A 16,708-nucleotide genomic window follows, 5' to 3' on the forward strand; every position below is an offset into this window, starting at 1 on the left:
TCCTACACTTTCTTTATAAAAATCACAGGCGCCTGTTATTAGCTAAAGTAAAGGTCAAGTATCTGGAATTCTGGACATAAAATCCTCCTGTATGAAAAGATTAGAAAAAAAATGCAGCGCACATATGACAGATGTGTGTATACGCTGAAAAAGATACGCTACGTTTTTTATTGAAAAGTTAACTGAAAGTCTGCAGACAAAGATAGATTTTGAGCTCTTAAAATATCTCTAATTGTTATTATAATCAGATTCAAAATATGCGGAAGTAATTTTTTTTGACAATAGATTTCTTGCATAACCAAGTGTCATTCCAGCTGGGATCCAACTAAGTTGGTAAACACTTTACAACGTTTTTTGCGCGAAAAGGCTGGATGCCAGTGTCAGCTACTTGCATGACATCGTCTTGGATGAAAATCAGTACGTGATGCACCAAAAATTGTGCATCAAAAGGGTGTCATTTGAGTAACTTTTTTGTTGTCATGCCAGTGTCAGCTACTTGCATGACACCTATTTGTTCCTATGATAGTCTTATCTGTCTATCTTATTTTGCTACTCTGCTGAACAGATACGTTTTTTTTACCTTTTTTATTCTGTAAATTTTTTAGTATTTGTATGTTTAACATAAGAACTACACAAGACTACAAATGGTGAATCAGCATTACCTTAAAGAGAGTACCCATATTTTCAGTTAACCTTAAAAATTCACTGAAGATCTTATTCTTCTGTTCATTACTTGCATTTTCCATTAAAGCTTGCGCTCTTTCCTTTATACCAAACAAATATAAAAATTCTCTTTGAGTTAAAATCTCACAATTTAAGTATTTTAATGAATCTTTTAATGATTGAAAGTTCACAAGTGCAGTAATATCACTATTACCGACGTTTTCAAGAAAATTAGTATATTTATGCTGCCTTATCGATTGCAAAGTGCTCTTATATTCAGGATATACATAACCATAATCTATAATCAGGGCAGCTCCTCCGTTATTGACTATCTTATTCTCAAGTTTCTTTAATATTTCGATTCCGGCTAGGCATACTTCCACTACTGCACCATTGAAACCCCCTGTCATTCCAGTCTGGAATCCAGTTTTTGGTCTGGTTAAGCACTGGAGTGACAATGAAAGACTACCATCATCTTGTTTTATTACTCTATTTTCATACCACTGCTCATCACGATAAATAAATTGGTCAATTGGAAGGGCGTCAAATAACTCATTTGCAAAAAAAATAGTTGGCTGATTTGGTAAGTTGTCGACATCTGTGTGCCAATTAATATCTAATCCCTTTAATTTTTCCTTTTGTATTTTCTGTAAAATAGGGCTTATCTCAACTAGATGAATGTCCATTGAGCTAAAAAAACAGCTATATTTTTTGGTGACTCTTATTACATCATGAATGAGTGTTCCTTTACCTGGCCCAAGTTCAACTAGAGAAAATTTTGATGGCTTTCCTAATTTTTCCCATGTATTCATTATCCACACTGCAATTGTTTCACCAAATAGCTGACTAATTTCAGGTGCAGTAATGAAGTCACCATCTTTGCCAAGTGGTAATTTATTCATGTAATAGCCGTACTCTTTATGATATAGAGCAGCATTCATAAAATTACTGATGGATATTGATCCTTGGCTTTTATCAATTAATTCGTGTATATAAGTAAGCATATTATTAATAAATGTTTAACTATAGCGTGCCATACTATAAAATAGTGGAGTATTTATATATATAATATAAGTTTAAAGGCGATAGTGCTTTGGTTATGAATAGTCAAGATACGGATTATGTTACCCTTATACCTCAAGATGATGGTGTTGAATATAAATTTGAAGAAGTTGTCAATTTTGTAGAAAATAAGGTTGTAGGTGCTGATGGATTAACTTTAGCGGAGGTATTTCAAGCATTAGTTAAAATGCTGAATGGTGACCTAGAGTTAGTAAAAAAAGTGTTAGCATATGCTAATATTATGGTAAAGCATGGAATGAGGTTAGCAAAAGAGTCACAGCTAAGCAGAGCCGATGTTCGTCGAGCTTTAGAAGGCAAAGAAAGTGTGTTTAATAGGCAAGATTTTATCAAAAAACCACCTCTTGTATCTTCTATAAAATCGGTTAAAAAGAAAAGTAGAGGTCTTTAAATGGCTGAGTCTATAAAAAAATTTACTGTACAGTGTGATTTCAAAGGACAGAATGCACCTTTTGCAGTATATATAGGAAATCCAAAGGGTGATACTCATCCAATTCACCATCAAGATTCATGGCTTGCAAAGGAGCGTGGAGGAAACATTCCTAATAAAGTTAAAGAAAGTTTGCAAAAATTATACAAGCTGTCTCAAGAAAACGGGATCTCTTTTCCAGAATTATGCGCATATGCTATTACTGTAGTTAGTAATAATGATAAAAAAAATGACTGCAAGTAGTTAGGTTCTCAATATTTCATTTATAGAAGTTTTTGATCTCGTCTTCTCGTCCACTTTTTTTACTATAACTGCACAATAGGTTGAAATGTTATTTTTAGGTGGAGTAGATCCTGGTACAACTACAGAGTAAGGTGGTACTTCACCATAAAATACCTTGCTTGTTTCTCTGTCAATAATTTTTGTTGATGCTCCAATAAACACACCCATGCCAAGGACTGATCCTTCTCTTATTATAACACCTTCGGCTACCTCACTACGCGCTCCAATGAAGCAATTATCTTCTATAATGACTGGAGAAGCTTGAATGGGCTCAAGAACTCCGCCTATTCCCACTCCACCGGAAATATGGCAGTTTTTCCCTATTTGTGCACAACTACCAACTGTTGACCAAGTGTCTATCATTGTGCCAGAATCAATGTATGCACCAACGTTGATAAAGCTTGGCATTAGAACAACATTTTTACCTATGTAAGCAGATTGGCGGACAAAACACCCAGGAACTGCTCTAATTTTTGAATGGTAAAATTTTTCTTCATTCCATTCACTAAACTTACTACCGATTTTGTCAAACCAGCAATTGGTGTTGTCTATTATTTTGCTTTCCTCAGTGAGGAAATGTAATAATATTGACTGCTTTATCCACTTATGTACTATCCATTCTCCACTTGATAGCTTTTCTGCTACTCTAATTTTACCACTGTCAAGTAACTCAATTACCTCTTTGATTATTAATCTTGCTTCGTGTTTTAGATTATAGTCGTTAAGTTTTTCTTTATCTTTCCAAATATTTTCTATCTCATCTTGTAATTTTTTAGTTGCAAATTTTTCATTTATTATATACATATTGATATCAAATTTATATTATTTTATACGTAAGCACTATGAAAATACAATGTCATAATTGTACTAAAACTTACTTAGTATCTCGTGGGCAAATAGGTGAATCTGGAAGAAAAGTGAAATGTACAAACTGCAATCACATGTGGCATGAGTATCTAAAAGAAATGTCAAGTGAATTGTGCCCTGCTGGTATACAAGAAAAAAAAGCTAACTGGAGGCAAAGTTTAACTCTAGCTTTTGCAACAGTTGCAGGGTTATGCGTTATAATTGTTGGTGGTATCTTTCCAGGAGAGGTAAGTAAGATATATAAAGCAGTTAGTGCATATAAAGATTCAATAAGCCATAAATTAGGATACAAAAAAGTGCAAACGGAAAATTCAAGTGCGAGAGAACTTGTTGTAAATGAGTTTTATCAAGATTACCTTTTTCTATCTAATTTTAGATCTAATTAAATAGGCATAAGTCATCAATGTTATGCAAATAACTACACTTATTCCTTTATGATAGTGTCATTCCAATTTCAGCTACTTTCATGACGCCCTATGATTGTTATTACATCGTTTACTATAGATTTGTTTCAGAAGCTTACATCCAGAAAACTTGTATAGATTTTTTCTACTTCTGTGATATTATAAGCCTGTGATGATAAAATAAGTGGATATGGATAAGTCAGCGTATGAAATCATAGAGCATGAGTATGATGTGGTGATAGTAGGTGCAGGTGGAGCAGGGCTTAGAGCAACACTTGGAATGGCTGCAACTAATTTTTCAGTTGCCTGCATTTCTAAAATTTTCCCTACACGAAGTCATACAGTTGCAGCGCAAGGAGGAATTAGTGCAGCTTTGAGTAATATTGCTGAAGATGACTGGCGCTGGCATGCATATGATACAATAAAAGGTTCAGACTGGCTTGGCGATCAAGATGCAATAGAGTATATGTGTAAAAATGCTGCCAAAGCTGTGATTGAACTTGAAAATTTTGGTGTACCCTTTTCTCGTACGGAAGATGGAAAAATATATCAGCGTGCCTTTGGTGGAATGACAACTCACTTTGGTAAAGGAAAATCGGCTCAGCGTACTTGTGCAGCAGCAGATAAAACTGGGCATGCAATTCTTCATACTCTATATCAGCAATGTCTTAAATTTAACGCTGAATTTTTTGTCGAATATTTTGTAATCGATTTGATTATGGACAAAGGGACATGCTGTGGGGTGATAGCTTGGTCGCTGTGTGATGGTACGTTGCATAGATTTCGTGCACATTCTGTGGTAATAGCAACAGGTGGTTATGGACGTGTTTATTTTTCTGCAACAAGTGCACACACCTGCACAGGTGATGGTAATGGCATGGTGGTAAGAGCTGGGTTGCCACTTGAAGATATGGAGTTTGTGCAATTTCATCCAACAGGAATATATGGCTCAGGGTGCTTGATGACGGAAGGATGCCGCGGTGAAGGTGGGTACCTCGTTAATTCTCAGGGTGAGAAGTTTATGGAACGTTATGCGCCAAAGGCAAAAGATTTGGCTTCTCGTGATGTAGTAAGTCGAGCAATGACAATTGAAATTAGAGAGGGAAGGGGAGTTGGGCCAAAGAAAGATCACATGTACTTGAATATAGCTCATCTTGATCCGGAAGTAATAAAGCTCAGATTGCCAGGTATTAGTGAAACAGCAAAGACCTTTGCAGGAGTTGATGTTACTAAAGATCCGATACCTGTTATTCCAACTGTTCACTACAACATGGGCGGTATTCCAACCAACTATCATGGAGAAGTGATAACACTGAAGGAAGGTAAGGAAGAAGTAGTGGATGGATTGTTTGCAATTGGAGAAGCGGCATGTGTTTCTGTACATGGTGCAAATCGACTTGGCTCTAACTCGCTTCTTGATCTTGTGGTTTTTGGTAGAGCTGCCGCGCTTAGGGCAAAAGAAAAATTGAAACCTGATACACCACATAAAAAATTGCATTCAGACTGCACAGACTTGATAGTAGATAGATTTAATAAAATGCGATTTGCTTCTGGAGAGTTCAAAGTAGCAAAAATACGAAGTGAAATGCAGCACACTATGCAGAAATATGCATCGGTATTCCGTGTTGCTGAAGTTTTAGAGGAAGGTAAAAAAGCTATAAAAGAAGTAGCAAAAATGATGCCTAACATTGCAGTTGAAGATCGCAGTATGATATGGAATAGTGATTTGGTTGAAGCGCTGGAGCTTGCCAATATGATTCCACAAGCAGTTATTACCATGGAATGCGCAGCTAATCGCGAGGAAAGCAGGGGTGCTCATGCTCGTGAAGATTTTCCCGAGCGTGATGATAAAAATTGGATGAAACATACTATGGCATGGCTTAAAGAAGAGAAAAGCCAAGTCAGTGTAGAAATTGACTATAAAAAAGTTGCTGAAAAAACTCTGAGCGATGAGATTGATTTCATCGCCCCGGAAAAGAGAATTTATTAGTTAACCCATCTGGTTTATTTATAAATTGACGTAGTATTGATACATAGTTCATTTGAGTAGCTGGGCTTTCTTTATGCTCCGATTGATTTGACGATCTTTGTACTTCTTGCTCTGCTGAGTTGTTAGCTAAATTTTGTTGTTCAGTAATATTTTCAGGTTGTTTTGCAGCTAGGTGATCATCTTTACGGCTTTGCTTATCGTTGGTTAATTCCTTAACAGACTTCCTAATGCCGCTAAGTTCCAAAGTGAATATCAGACACACCACTCCTGTTATAGCTATGATGGGTAACGCTGCTCCAATTGCAATTTGTCCTTGGAAGCAAGAAAGTGTTACCATTGTAATAATAGTAGTTGCTACTGTGATTGCTAACAATACACTAGCTCTCCTGCCCGGATCAATGCATTTCCATGCAGCTTTTAGGCCATCTCCTGTTTTGTGTAGAATATGCTGACATTTTTTTGAAAAAGTTCTAACGTTATATTTTTTTTCAAGTTTTTTCCTTAGTTCTTTAGCTTTTACCTTTCCTTCTTGTGGAGTTTTTGAGTAATTTTCTAAATTACGTAAAGTGCAATAATATTTTTCAGTATGAAATTCTCGATCTTTTAGTTTCAGAGAACGGGAATCAGCACCTATTTCTAGCAGCTTTGCACAAAACTTTGTTGTATTGTCGTACTTTTTCCCTAGATCAAAAATTGTTTTCATTTGCGAAAGGTGGTTGCCTTTTTCTGCTTTTTTTGTTAGTGATACTTGTAGCGGTGTTTGTCCTTCTTCGTTAATGGCCTTTATGGCCTTACCCAACTGATCTTCAGATATTTCTTTTTCTTTTACTAAACTGGAAATCAACTCCAAACATGCAACCTTTTGTTCTCCTTTTAGCGAAGCAATGTGATGCAGAATATTATTACCCTCTTTATCTTGAGCAGTGATATCAGCGCCATTTTGGAGAAATAACTCTAAGGCTTTATATCTATTTGTTTTTTCAAATTTTTTATCTGTACATGATCGATTCTCATTTTTTTCTTTTATATGCTGGAATAACTGATGTAGAGGTGTTTGTTTTGCTGTATTTTCAGCATTTATAGCTTTTTTAAACTGTGCTTTAAGATACTCTTTTTCTTCCTCCTTACTTACATTTAATATTATATTTGAAAATTCAAACTTTCGTTTTTGCTTTAATTCTAAAACTATTAGATGTAAAGCATTATTACCATCTGTATCTTTCAGGCTAATATCTGCCCCTTTTTGCAATAACTCTTCAAAACGTTCTTTATCATTATCTTTAATTGCTAAATGTAGTTGATAATTATCATTACTATCTGGAGTATTTATGGTATGGGCTATAACTTCTTCAACTTTTGTTTTTATTTCTGGTTTTCGCTCAGCCAATTTTTCTAAAAATTTAAGATAGTATTCATTTTGCTTTTTAGATAATTTTTCTAAATCCTCTGTAGGTAAGCTTAGCTTGGCTCTATACTTTAACAATTTTACAAGAAACTTAAGTGTGTTATCGTTATCTTGGATTGTGTGAGAATCATGTTTCCCTTTTTTTATCTTGTTAATTAGTGCTACCTGAAAAGGAGTCTTTCCTTCTTGATTTTCACTATCAACAAGTTGTACTAAATTTTTCTCGTTAGCTATTTTTATCAAGGTATCTAGAAACTTAAGCTTTTGTTTCTTTTTGAGCGATGCAATAAGGTGTAAAATATTATTTCCTTTTTCATCTGTTATGCCACTGACATTTGTGCAATCTTTTAGGTATTTTCTAAATTTCCTGTTGTTTCCATTTTGGATTGCATTTAGTAATTGAACGTCATTATCAGAATCCGATATTCCGTTTATTCCATCTTCAAAATCGCTATCAGAATCTGATATTCCGTTTATTTCATCTTCAAAATCGCTACCGTAGCCACTGTCTTGTTCGCTGTGCCTACTAAAACAACTTTTAGTGACTTCAGAAATTACTTGTTTTTTTGTTTCATTTGATATTCTTTTCGATCGTTCTATTACTTCACCTAGCACTGGAAGGAAACATTGGACATAATATCTGTGATATTTTTCCTGTTCTCTAAGCGATTCTTCTAATTTAGTTAATACTTCAGGACTAGCGCCTTCCTTAAATAACCTTTTACATTCCTTGAGTGTTCCATCTCGACTTCCTGGTTTTTCATGCTGATGTTTTTCTTTTTTTACCTTTCTCTCTATAATATTATACAATTGCTTGTCTTTTTTATCTTGTTTTTCATTTTTGTTTATATGTTTATCTAGTTTGTTTGCATTAGTAACTGATACACTTAGATCTATACTCATATTAAAACCTCAATATTAAAAGCTATTTGGCGTTAACGAATTGTATTAAACTTTTAAATTGAGCTAGATGTTATCGAAATATAGGTGAAAAGGCAGAAAACTAGTTTCTATTAGAAAATCTATTGTCATAGTCAAATCCCCACTTTAGCACTTGTCTACTATTTTAACTATTTTATCTTAAAAAATAATAAATGTGGCTAAACTGTGAAGCATGAGTGCTCTGAAAGAGACAAACCAATGTTTTTATAGATCTTTCAAACTTGATTTTTCTTCTAATTTTTTAAGCATTCCTTTACTTAGTATTGATTTTATCTCTTCTACGCTTTTATCAAGATCATCATTAATTATTACGTAATCATATTTATTACTTTTACTTATCTCTTTTTGCGCTTCGGCTAATCTACGCTCTATTTCAATTTCATCATCACTATTACGCCTTTGTAGACGCAGTCTAAGCTCTTCCATTGAGGGAGGTAGTATAAAAACACTTACAACTTTTTCTCTTAAGATTTCAAACAAATGAAATGCTCCTTGCCAATCTATATTCAGTAAAACACTTATTCCACTGCTCAGGTTTTGTTCTATAAAATCTTTTGGTATACCGTAAAAATTCTCAAAAACTTTGGCATATTCAAGCATTTGACCAGCCTTACATAGTTCGTGAAACTTTTCTTCAGTAACGAAAAAATAGTCTTTTCCGTTTACTTCACCGGGACGAGGTTTGCGTGTAGTCATAGAAACAGACATAACTAAATCAGTTGATTGCTCAAGTAATTTTTCTGATATAGTAGTTTTTCCAGCTCCAGAAGGAGAGGATAGAATCAGTAGTATGCCCTCATTTTTTACGGTCATTTTTCTTTATTTAACAAGTACATTATAGAGCTTTTTTAAGACTTTGTATTTTTTGAATCAAAGTTTAAAAGACTAGAGCCCTCTAAATTAGAATTTGATAAATTGGCATCAATAAGAGAGGAATTATCAAAGACAGTATAACGTAAATCGGCTTTTTCAAGATTTGCCTTATTCAAATTAACGTTTACAAACTTTGCTCTACTTAATATTGAATTAGAAAAATTAGCATTTTCTAAATTCATATCCTTAAACTCAAAGTAAGAATAATTTACATCAAATTTTTTGCCCTGCGATATTTTCTCTTGCAGATCTTTAATTGAAGTTATGGCATTCTCTAGATTTGTAATTTTTGTCTGTCCTTGATTGTCAATCAAAATTGAATTATCAAATTTGCAATCTGTTAAATGAATATCAGCAATTGAACTTTTATATATGCTTGAAGAGAGGAAAGAGACATCACTCACTGTTGAATTACTCAAATTGCTAAGAAAAAAACTAGTCTTTCTAAAGGCATTATCATAAAACACGGAGGATTTGAAATCACTTTCAATAAAGTTTGAATTAGTGACTTTTGACTTAGACCAGCTCGAATTATCAGCTAATAATTTGAAGAATATTGAATTTTCTATCTCACTCGAATCCATATTATGGTGGGAAAGAGTACTATTATAAATTTGAGAGTCTTTAATTTTTGTCTTATACATTGAAGTTGTGGAAAGATCTGAATCTTCTATTTTTGCAGAGGTAAACAATGAATGGTCAAAGAACGAACCATTCATGTCAGAATTCACAACTTTAGTATTATGAAACTTTCCGTGACAAATGTTAGCATCATAGGCGTTAACTTTATACAATTCACTAAAACTAAAATCAATATTAGATAAGTCAGCATCCTGAAGGTCTGCTTCGAAAACATATGCATGTTTTATCTTGGAACCATTTAGTATAGATTTAATGAAGTTTGAATTATCCCCTTTCACATAGGAAATTTGTGAATTTCTTAAATTGGCTTTTTCGAAATTACTGTTGACTATAATGGAAGAATTAAAATAGGCGTTTGAAAGATTGCTACCTGTAAAATCCGATTTTTTTATTTCTGCACCATATATGTTAGCATTTTTTAATGAAGAAAATTGTACCTTGAGCTTATGTGCATCCACTCCAAAGAAACTTGCGTTGTCGAAATTATTTTTCTGCATAACAGTGTCGTTTATTTCACTATCACTAAAATTGATGTAGCTGGCACTTGAGTTTGATAAATTGGAGAAATTCATTTTTACATTCAAAAACTTGGTATGCAAACCAATTATATTACGCATACTTACTTTGTTGAGATTAGAATTGATAAAATCAGCATAACTGATATTAGACTGATCAAATATGATATCTGTTAAATTTGTAGAAGCAAATTTTGAAAAACTTAAATTTGTGCCTTTTATTTTAACGCCATGTAAATTAGCATTGGAAAAATTGGCACCACGTAAATCAACATCGATAAAAGACACATCTGATAAATCGGTGTTAGAAAAATCGGCACCAATTAAACTTACTCCATCAAAAATAGATTTGCTTAAATACAATTGACTAAAATTAGCACCATTTAAATTAGGACCAAAACCTTTCTTAAAATCTTGTGGTATGCTGGCTTTATTACACTGTACTAAAAATTTAGCAAAATCTTTTGTATTGTAAGATACGTATTTTACATCATGCAGAGCGCTTAAAAAATCATTGATTGCATCATCTCCATAGCATAAATGACCAACTAAAATTAATATCAAAAGTCTAATTATCTTTTGCATCACACGTGTTTTCTTTTGTTTTTATAGCAAAGTTATACATCTCTGAGTTTTCTTGATTGTTTATTTCTTTATCCTCTAAAAGGTATGGCATCATTTCGGCAATTGCGTTTATTATGTTGATCTGATTCCTTTCGATTGCTATTTCAATAGGGGACTTAAAATTATTATCAACTACTCTAGGATCAGCACCTTGTAATAAGAGAAAGCGAACTGTGTCTATTTGACCTTGTTTCACTGCATAAATTAGAGGAGTATCACCCAATTTATTTCTAAATCTTAGTATTTCTTGAATTGTTAATCCAATTTTTTCTAGCTTATTTATTACTCCTCTTAGACAAATTAAGTTGCCCTTCTTGATGCAGTAAAAAAATTGCTTACTGTAATCATCAGTAAATATAGTTTTAGGAAGGTGCTCATTTAGGCTATCATATTGTCTTTTATATATAGACTTGCTTTTATGTTTTTTTATTTCTTTGTTTAGCTTTGTCCATTTTTCGCTTTCTTCATTTTCTTTGTTCACAGGTGTTATATTGTCAGGCTGTTCTTCTTTCTTTTTCTCTGTTAATTGGCTTGTTGAAAGTTCGGTGTCTTTTTTGCTAATCTCCTCTTCAGGCTGTAGGTTTGTTTGATTATTGTAACTGATTTTCTTCTCTTCAGGTTCTTCTTTTTTTTCTTCTGATAAAGGACTTGTTAGAGCTTTGGTATCTTTTATATTAGTCTCCTCTTCAGACTGTAGGTTTGTTTGATTACTTGAAGGTACTTCTTTATTGATTACATTTGTTGGGTCTGTGATTTCTTTGAGTTCGCTCAGAAGCGGAGAAGTTTTTTCAGCATCAGTGTTGCTTTTCGATACGTCTTCTTGATTTATACTGCTTTCATTTTTATTTTCTTCAGGCTGTTCTGCAGCAAGCAGGTTAGATATAACAATTAATAGTATGAAGAATGCTTTATATTTCATAAACATTGCAAATATAGGCTTAATTAAAATGATACTATAATCAAATGATTAATCTACAGTAAAAAGTGCTTTAGTTATTGTACAAGTATGATTATGTAAAAATTTATTTTTCTCTTTTATCTAGGTTTTATCTGAAATTGTCATTCGAGTAGCTGACATACAACTGTACGGACATTAAAGAAATCAGTATACAGCTGTATGAACATTGTGGTAATTTGCGTACTAAACAATGTCATCCCAGTGCTCCGACACTGGGATCCATTTTCCATCATCATTAGAAACGTTATATTTTAGCATAACTTTTAACTCACAAATTTAACTGGATGCCAGTACTGGCTACTTTTATGACATCTATCATTTTATGTTTATAGTATTTTTTGCAAATAAACGTTCGTAGTTGTAAATTAAATGCAAAAAAATACTTGACACATTTGGTAAGTTGATTATTGTCAGTAAAAATGAGGGTATTTTAGAGCTCGAAATCCACCTTATTCAAGTCTGCAGACTTTTCAATTAATTTCTCAATAAAAAATATAGCACAGTCTACTTCAGTGCGTACACGTACGCTTAATTTCTGTCATAAGGTGTGTTATATTTTTCTAAATCTTTTCTTTATAGGAGGGTCATTATGTCTAAAATTCCTTAAACATTAATTTTTAACTTAAACATTTATTAAATAGTGCAGTACTGCCTTACGCGTTGCTAATCCAAACTTTACTTGCTGTAAAATAACACAATCTGCTATATCATTGCTAATTTCGATACCTCTATTTGTTGGTCCTGGGTGCATAACAATTGCATCTGGTTTTGCGTGCGATAGTTTTTGTGCATCAAGTCCATACAAGTGAAAATATTCTTTTTCTGAATAATTATTATTCATGCGCTCTTTTTGCAACCTTAAAAGCATAATTACGTCAGCATCCTTTATACCTTCAGTTAGTGAGTAGTGAAGTGAATCTACTTCAGAAAAATGTTTACACATCAAAGCTGGTGGTGCAACTAAGCTTATTTTTGCTCCAAACATTTTTAGCAATCTTATATTTGATCTTGCAACTCTACTGTGCAAAATATCTCCACATATCACAATTTTGAGGTTTTTTATTTGCTTTTTATGACTGATAATTACGAGATAATCTGCAAGAGCTTGAGTTGGGTGTTCACTGCTTCCATCGCCTGCGTTGATTAGCGAGCAGTTGACATGCTTTGCCAATGTATTAATAATACCACTACTTTTATGCCTGATTATCATATAGTCAGGATTCATTGCATTTAGTGTTTTTATCATATCTTTTAGATCTTCCCCTTTGTTAATAGAAGAAGATTTTATTGGTAAAGTTATAACATTTGCTCCAAGGCTTTTTGCTGCTATTTCAAAAGATGCGAGCGTACGTGTTGAATCTTCAAAGAATAGGTTTATGACTATTTTATTTTTCAGAACATGACTATTTTCAACTTTTTCTTCAAGGTATTGGTTGGCTAATTTAGTTATATTTTCTACATCACCGATTGTGAGGTCTGAGATATTTAATAAATTCCTTCTCTTGTCCATAGCTCCTTTTTTGAGCTTATTCTACTTTCTTAATTTCAATTACACAACTGTAAAGTAAAGTAGAAGGAAGCTATAAAATTTTATTTCCACTTACATTCATCTGCTATCATAACAGCCTCAAAGAGATGCTTCTCAAGCTCACTTATAGGCAGAGTACTTTGTAGGTAATTTCCCCAAGATTTTAACACATCAGAAGTTTCAATACCTTCAACAATAGGATATTCTTGATTTTTTTTAGCATATAGCTCTTGAGCCTGTTTGCTTACAAAAAACTCCAATAAAGCTATGGCATTTTCTCTGTGTTTTGCGTTTTTTGTTACTGCTGCACCACTAATATTCACCATTACACCATCACTCGGAAAGAAAGCTCCTAACTTTTCTGTGATATTCTTTTTATTTTCTGATGAAAGGATTCTTGCAAAGTAGTAGCTATTTACTATTGCAACATTGCCTTCACCAGCGGCTACAGCATAAATTTGATCTGTGTCACCACCGCTTGGTTTTCTTGCCATGTTGCTTACAATTCCACTCACCCATTCTTTTGTTTTTTCAAAACCATTTTTTGCAATCATAAAAGCGATCAATGATCGGTTATATGGACTTGTGGAAGAGCGTACTAATATTTTCCCTTTCCATTTTTCATTCGCTAAATCTTCATAGGTACTTAATTCCTTAGGATCTACTGATTCTTTATTGTAAACCAATATTCTAGCTCTTTTTGTGAGACCAAACCAATAATCTTCATGATCTCTAAATTTTGCAGGTATGGCATTTTTTAGAGTCTCTGAATCCACTTGAGATAAGAGCCCTCTTTTTTTGGCTAAAATCAAATTCACTGCATCTGCAGTTAAAAACAAATCAGCTTCACCACCATTTTCCATGCGTGAAAGCAATTGGGAATAATCGTCAATGATATAACGTACCTTGATGCCAGTGGTTTTTGTAAAATCATCAAACAAACTATGTACTAATTCTTCTTTACGTGATGAATAAACGTTTACTACTTGTGAATCATCAATTCCGCTATTTTTATATAAAAAATTAACGACTATCAATAAAGCCGCTACTAAAGATATAAATATTAAACCTTTTTTCATAAACAAACCCCTTCCTTGTCATCATCTCAAGCTATCAAAATAGCAAGGTCTTAGCAAGTGTAAATCTTCAAAACGTTGCAGTTACAGTACTGGAATAGCGATAAAAAGAAGTACGAGCCAGATTTAATTAATAATATAAGTAATATCTGGATGGCCACATCGTTCAGCAACTACTTGTAACAATTTTGAACTAATCTTTTCTTGACTGCTTTTTACAGTTTTAATAGCTGTTTCATTAGCTGTTTCATTAGGATTTTCACTATTAGCATCTTTTGTATCTAATAACAAGTAATCTTTAAAATCAGTTTTGCTCCAATGATGAATTGTGCAAGCTAAAGTGAAAAGCAGTAGAGTGCCTGAAATTGCAACGATTGGCCAGTAAATAGTAGGATTTGTGTATGAACTTACTATGTTGCTCAAACCACCTGTTGAATAAAGTGCTAAAGGGAAGGTTATGTTTCCAGTAATAAGAACTGTTCCTAAGATAGGAAGCCATATTCTATCATTGATTAATGAATTTACTTTACTCTTGTAATAGATTGGCTGGCCTGTAAGTTCTACGATGTTCGGATTACTTTTTGCTTTTTCTGGAAGAGAGTGAAACGTAAAGTAAACACGATTACCGTTGCTATATTTTAATACCAAAGATTTGATGCATTCCTCGTCTTTTGAAAGTGTATTTGATATCTCATCTAAAACTTCTTGAGTATCTCTTTTTGTGATCTTGTGCTCCTTAGTACGTACTGCTTGCATAAATTCCCACATAATTCCCAAGGCTAAACAAGACGCTAATACTCCGCCAAATATAGTAACAGGATTTATGCTGCCGATGAATCCAATGAATTCTCTTTGCTTCACAGCTAAAACGATTGACGTAATACAACATGCCGTAATAAGACCTACGAAAGGCATTGTAACTTTCTTCTTTTGCATCGTATATTTTACTTTCTGTAAAAATCTGTTTGTTTTTTTATTATCTCCAAGCAAAGAATTTTCAGAGCCGTCTGTTTGATATGATGGTAGAGGAGAAGATGATCTGCTAGCTGATACACTATCTGAACTCTTTTTTGAAGATTTTGTATTTGGCTCTATGGATGCATAAATAGTTTCTGTATTTGCAACATTCGATTCTTTTTGCCTTTCTTCATCAGAACTTGATTCGCTAGCCGAATTTGTTTGTAACGCTGTGTTTCTAGGTGCTGGTGTTGGTGAAGTTGCTGCACTATTTTCACTCACCGTTGTATGAGAAACCAGTGTGACGTTATCTTTATTTCCTGATCCAGGCATATTCGCTCCAAAATTAATTACAATGTTATGTTGATTACGCTATAGTTATTAAGATATAGTGAATACTAATTTAAGAATAAATATTAGTATAAGAACTGCTGATCAAAGATCCTTTCATTCAAAGGGCAATCTTTGTCAAAAAGTAGAGTGACTGTATTTTCGTGATCTTTCTGTATTTTTACCTGCGATATGTAGTGAAATTCCTTGTAATCTGATACTACAAGTGCTGGACGATTTTCCACGTCGTTGATATCAATTTGCACTATTGTATCATTTGAGATTAACGCTCCATTCCAACGCCTTGGGTAGTAGCTATTAATGGAAGTCAGTGCAAGTAAATTTGAATTAAGTGGTAAGATTGGCCCACCGGCAGAGAAGTTATATGCAGTGCTACCTGTTGGGGTAGACAATATAATTCCATCTCCTCTGAATTTTTCTACTTTTAGCTTATCATTAATGGTAATATTCATCTCCACTATTTGATTTGCATTTCTAAAGACATACACTTCATTTACTGCGATGTAATGGTGTTTTTTGCCACTTATGTCTGTGGCTTCCATTTTTAGTAAAGTTAGCTGAGTAGGAACTGCATGTTCTATATGATCAATTAGATCTTCAAAGCATTTATTCATCAAAAATCCGACGTTACCGGTATTTATTCCATACACATGTATATCTTTATTTCCTATGACGTAGTTGTGTAGGGTGCGTAGCATAAAACCATCGCCACCAACAACTATCAGCAGATCAACTTCATGCTTACCTGCTTCTGCTATATTGATAAAATTGAGTTTCTGTAGTAGTTTAGATACTTCCTGAGGCTTGGGTAGCGAAGAAGCAATATAGCCTACATTTTTATATTTATACATGTTAAATAAAGAGGGGAGGAACTAAAAAAGACTCCCGTATTTATCATTAAACTTAGCTATTTTACTATCCTTCTCCCCTGAACCGCTTGTCAAACTTCCAGTCCATGCAGGATGAGTAAGAGGATCTCTATCAAGCTTTATTCTTTGACCTTCTTTTCCATAAGTGGAATAAGTTTCAAACTCTTGACCATCTGTCATAACTATAGTAACTTTGTGATAATCGATTTCTGCCATTGTTCTTACAAATTTCTTACCAGCTAAGATTTTAGT

General features: G+C 33.5%; 15 protein-coding genes. 4 read left to right on the forward strand and 11 right to left on the reverse strand.

All coding sequences use genetic code 11. From position 1 onward, the window contains the following. Window positions 1-638 precede the first annotated feature (638 nt). Window positions 639-1,667: a class I SAM-dependent methyltransferase gene (locus OOK82_RS00320; protein ID WP_264686580.1), complete on the reverse strand. Its 1,029-nt coding sequence runs from the start codon at window positions 1,665-1,667 to the stop codon at window positions 639-641. A gap of 95 nt (window positions 1,668-1,762) precedes the next feature. On the opposite strand from OOK82_RS00320, the gene OOK82_RS00325 reads away from it, so the two are divergent. Next, the gene (locus tag OOK82_RS00325) at window positions 1,763-2,134 is read left to right on the forward strand and encodes a hypothetical protein (protein ID WP_264336858.1); all 372 of its coding nucleotides are present in this window, start codon (window positions 1,763-1,765) and stop codon (window positions 2,132-2,134) included. Then, on the forward strand, window positions 2,135-2,416 hold the full coding sequence (locus OOK82_RS00330) for a DUF2610 domain-containing protein (protein ID WP_264686579.1): 282 nt from the start codon (window positions 2,135-2,137) through the stop codon (window positions 2,414-2,416). Here the strand turns inward: OOK82_RS00330 and dapD are convergent, their stop codons facing one another. After that, a complete protein-coding gene (dapD, locus tag OOK82_RS00335; protein WP_010406915.1) occupies window positions 2,417-3,259 on the reverse strand; it encodes a 2,3,4,5-tetrahydropyridine-2,6-dicarboxylate N-succinyltransferase in 843 nt (280 codons plus the stop codon). Between the two features lie 38 nt (window positions 3,260-3,297). Between dapD and OOK82_RS00340 the strand changes: the two genes are divergently transcribed. Both OOK82_RS00340 and sdhA read left to right on the forward strand, forming a co-directional pair. Beyond that, window positions 3,298-3,708 carry a zinc-ribbon domain-containing protein gene (locus OOK82_RS00340; protein WP_010406912.1) on the forward strand — a complete coding sequence of 137 codons (411 nt, stop codon included), beginning with the start codon at window positions 3,298-3,300 and terminating at the stop codon, window positions 3,706-3,708. Between the two features lie 208 nt (window positions 3,709-3,916). Then, the gene (gene sdhA, locus OOK82_RS00345) at window positions 3,917-5,716 is read left to right on the forward strand and encodes a succinate dehydrogenase flavoprotein subunit (RefSeq protein ID WP_264683083.1); all 1,800 of its coding nucleotides are present in this window, start codon (window positions 3,917-3,919) and stop codon (window positions 5,714-5,716) included. Here the strand turns inward: sdhA and OOK82_RS00350 are convergent. From OOK82_RS00350 to rpmE, 9 genes are all read right to left on the reverse strand, one after another. Then, window positions 5,688-8,024, reverse strand: a complete 2,337-nt coding sequence (locus tag OOK82_RS00350; RefSeq protein WP_264704262.1) for an ankyrin repeat domain-containing protein — start codon at window positions 8,022-8,024, stop codon at window positions 5,688-5,690. The genes sdhA and OOK82_RS00350 overlap by 29 nt on opposite strands. 243 nt (window positions 8,025-8,267) lie before the next feature. After that, the gene (gmk, locus tag OOK82_RS00355; protein WP_010406904.1) at window positions 8,268-8,876 is read right to left on the reverse strand and encodes a guanylate kinase; all 609 of its coding nucleotides are present in this window, start codon (window positions 8,874-8,876) and stop codon (window positions 8,268-8,270) included. Between the two features lie 35 nt (window positions 8,877-8,911). Then, entirely contained in the window at window positions 8,912-10,678 is a 1,767-nt protein-coding gene (locus tag OOK82_RS00360; RefSeq protein ID WP_264704263.1) for a pentapeptide repeat-containing protein, read from the reverse strand. Beyond that, the gene (locus OOK82_RS00365) at window positions 10,662-11,636 is read right to left on the reverse strand and encodes an ankyrin repeat domain-containing protein (RefSeq protein WP_264704652.1); all 975 of its coding nucleotides are present in this window, start codon (window positions 11,634-11,636) and stop codon (window positions 10,662-10,664) included. Before OOK82_RS00365 ends, OOK82_RS00360 begins: the two co-directional genes overlap by 17 nt. Window positions 11,637-12,297: 661 nt before the next feature. Continuing rightward, a complete protein-coding gene (locus tag OOK82_RS00370) occupies window positions 12,298-13,185 on the reverse strand; it encodes an aspartate carbamoyltransferase catalytic subunit (protein ID WP_264686576.1) in 888 nt (295 codons plus the stop codon). Between the two features lie 80 nt (window positions 13,186-13,265). Then, complete coding sequence (locus OOK82_RS00375) at window positions 13,266-14,282, reverse strand: extracellular solute-binding protein (RefSeq protein WP_264704264.1); 1,017 nt, start codon at window positions 14,280-14,282, stop codon at window positions 13,266-13,268. A 123-nt stretch (window positions 14,283-14,405) separates the two neighbouring features. Beyond that, complete coding sequence (locus OOK82_RS00380) at window positions 14,406-15,569, reverse strand: hypothetical protein (RefSeq protein ID WP_264704265.1); 1,164 nt, start codon at window positions 15,567-15,569, stop codon at window positions 14,406-14,408. An 83-nt stretch (window positions 15,570-15,652) separates the two neighbouring features. Then, window positions 15,653-16,438, reverse strand: a complete 786-nt coding sequence (locus OOK82_RS00385; RefSeq protein ID WP_264704266.1) for an NAD kinase — start codon at window positions 16,436-16,438, stop codon at window positions 15,653-15,655. Between the two features lie 21 nt (window positions 16,439-16,459). Next, entirely contained in the window at window positions 16,460-16,672 is a 213-nt protein-coding gene (gene rpmE, locus OOK82_RS00390; protein ID WP_006013575.1) for a 50S ribosomal protein L31, read from the reverse strand. Window positions 16,673-16,708: the final 36 nt, after the last annotated feature.

The sequence above is a fragment of the Wolbachia endosymbiont (group B) of Apotomis betuletana genome, assembly GCF_947250475.1.
GTDB lineage: Bacteria > Pseudomonadota > Alphaproteobacteria > Rickettsiales > Anaplasmataceae > Wolbachia.

Excerpts from the sequence above, each read along its gene's own strand:
- OOK82_RS00340 (WP_010406912.1), top strand. The coding sequence starts at position 3,298 with ATGAAAATACAATGTCATAATTGTACTAAAACTTACTTAGTATCTCGT.
- gmk (WP_010406904.1), bottom strand. The coding sequence starts at position 8,876 with ATGACCGTAAAAAATGAGGGCATACTACTGATTCTATCCTCTCCTTCT.
- OOK82_RS00330 (WP_264686579.1), top strand. The coding sequence starts at position 2,135 with ATGGCTGAGTCTATAAAAAAATTTACTGTACAGTGTGATTTCAAAGGA.
- OOK82_RS00360 (WP_264704263.1), bottom strand. The coding sequence starts at position 10,678 with ATGCAAAAGATAATTAGACTTTTGATATTAATTTTAGTTGGTCATTTA.
- rpmE (WP_006013575.1), bottom strand. The coding sequence starts at position 16,672 with ATGGCAGAAATCGATTATCACAAAGTTACTATAGTTATGACAGATGGT.
- sdhA (WP_264683083.1), top strand. The coding sequence starts at position 3,917 with ATGGATAAGTCAGCGTATGAAATCATAGAGCATGAGTATGATGTGGTG.
- OOK82_RS00385 (WP_264704266.1), bottom strand. The coding sequence starts at position 16,438 with ATGTATAAATATAAAAATGTAGGCTATATTGCTTCTTCGCTACCCAAG.
- OOK82_RS00350 (WP_264704262.1), bottom strand. The coding sequence starts at position 8,024 with ATGAGTATAGATCTAAGTGTATCAGTTACTAATGCAAACAAACTAGAT.
- dapD (WP_010406915.1), bottom strand. The coding sequence starts at position 3,259 with ATGTATATAATAAATGAAAAATTTGCAACTAAAAAATTACAAGATGAG.
- OOK82_RS00375 (WP_264704264.1), bottom strand. The coding sequence starts at position 14,282 with ATGAAAAAAGGTTTAATATTTATATCTTTAGTAGCGGCTTTATTGATA.
- OOK82_RS00320 (WP_264686580.1), bottom strand. The coding sequence starts at position 1,667 with ATGCTTACTTATATACACGAATTAATTGATAAAAGCCAAGGATCAATA.
- OOK82_RS00325 (WP_264336858.1), top strand. The coding sequence starts at position 1,763 with ATGAATAGTCAAGATACGGATTATGTTACCCTTATACCTCAAGATGAT.
- OOK82_RS00380 (WP_264704265.1), bottom strand. The coding sequence starts at position 15,569 with ATGCCTGGATCAGGAAATAAAGATAACGTCACACTGGTTTCTCATACA.
- OOK82_RS00365 (WP_264704652.1), bottom strand. The coding sequence starts at position 11,636 with ATGAAATATAAAGCATTCTTCATACTATTAATTGTTATATCTAACCTG.
- OOK82_RS00370 (WP_264686576.1), bottom strand. The coding sequence starts at position 13,185 with ATGGACAAGAGAAGGAATTTATTAAATATCTCAGACCTCACAATCGGT.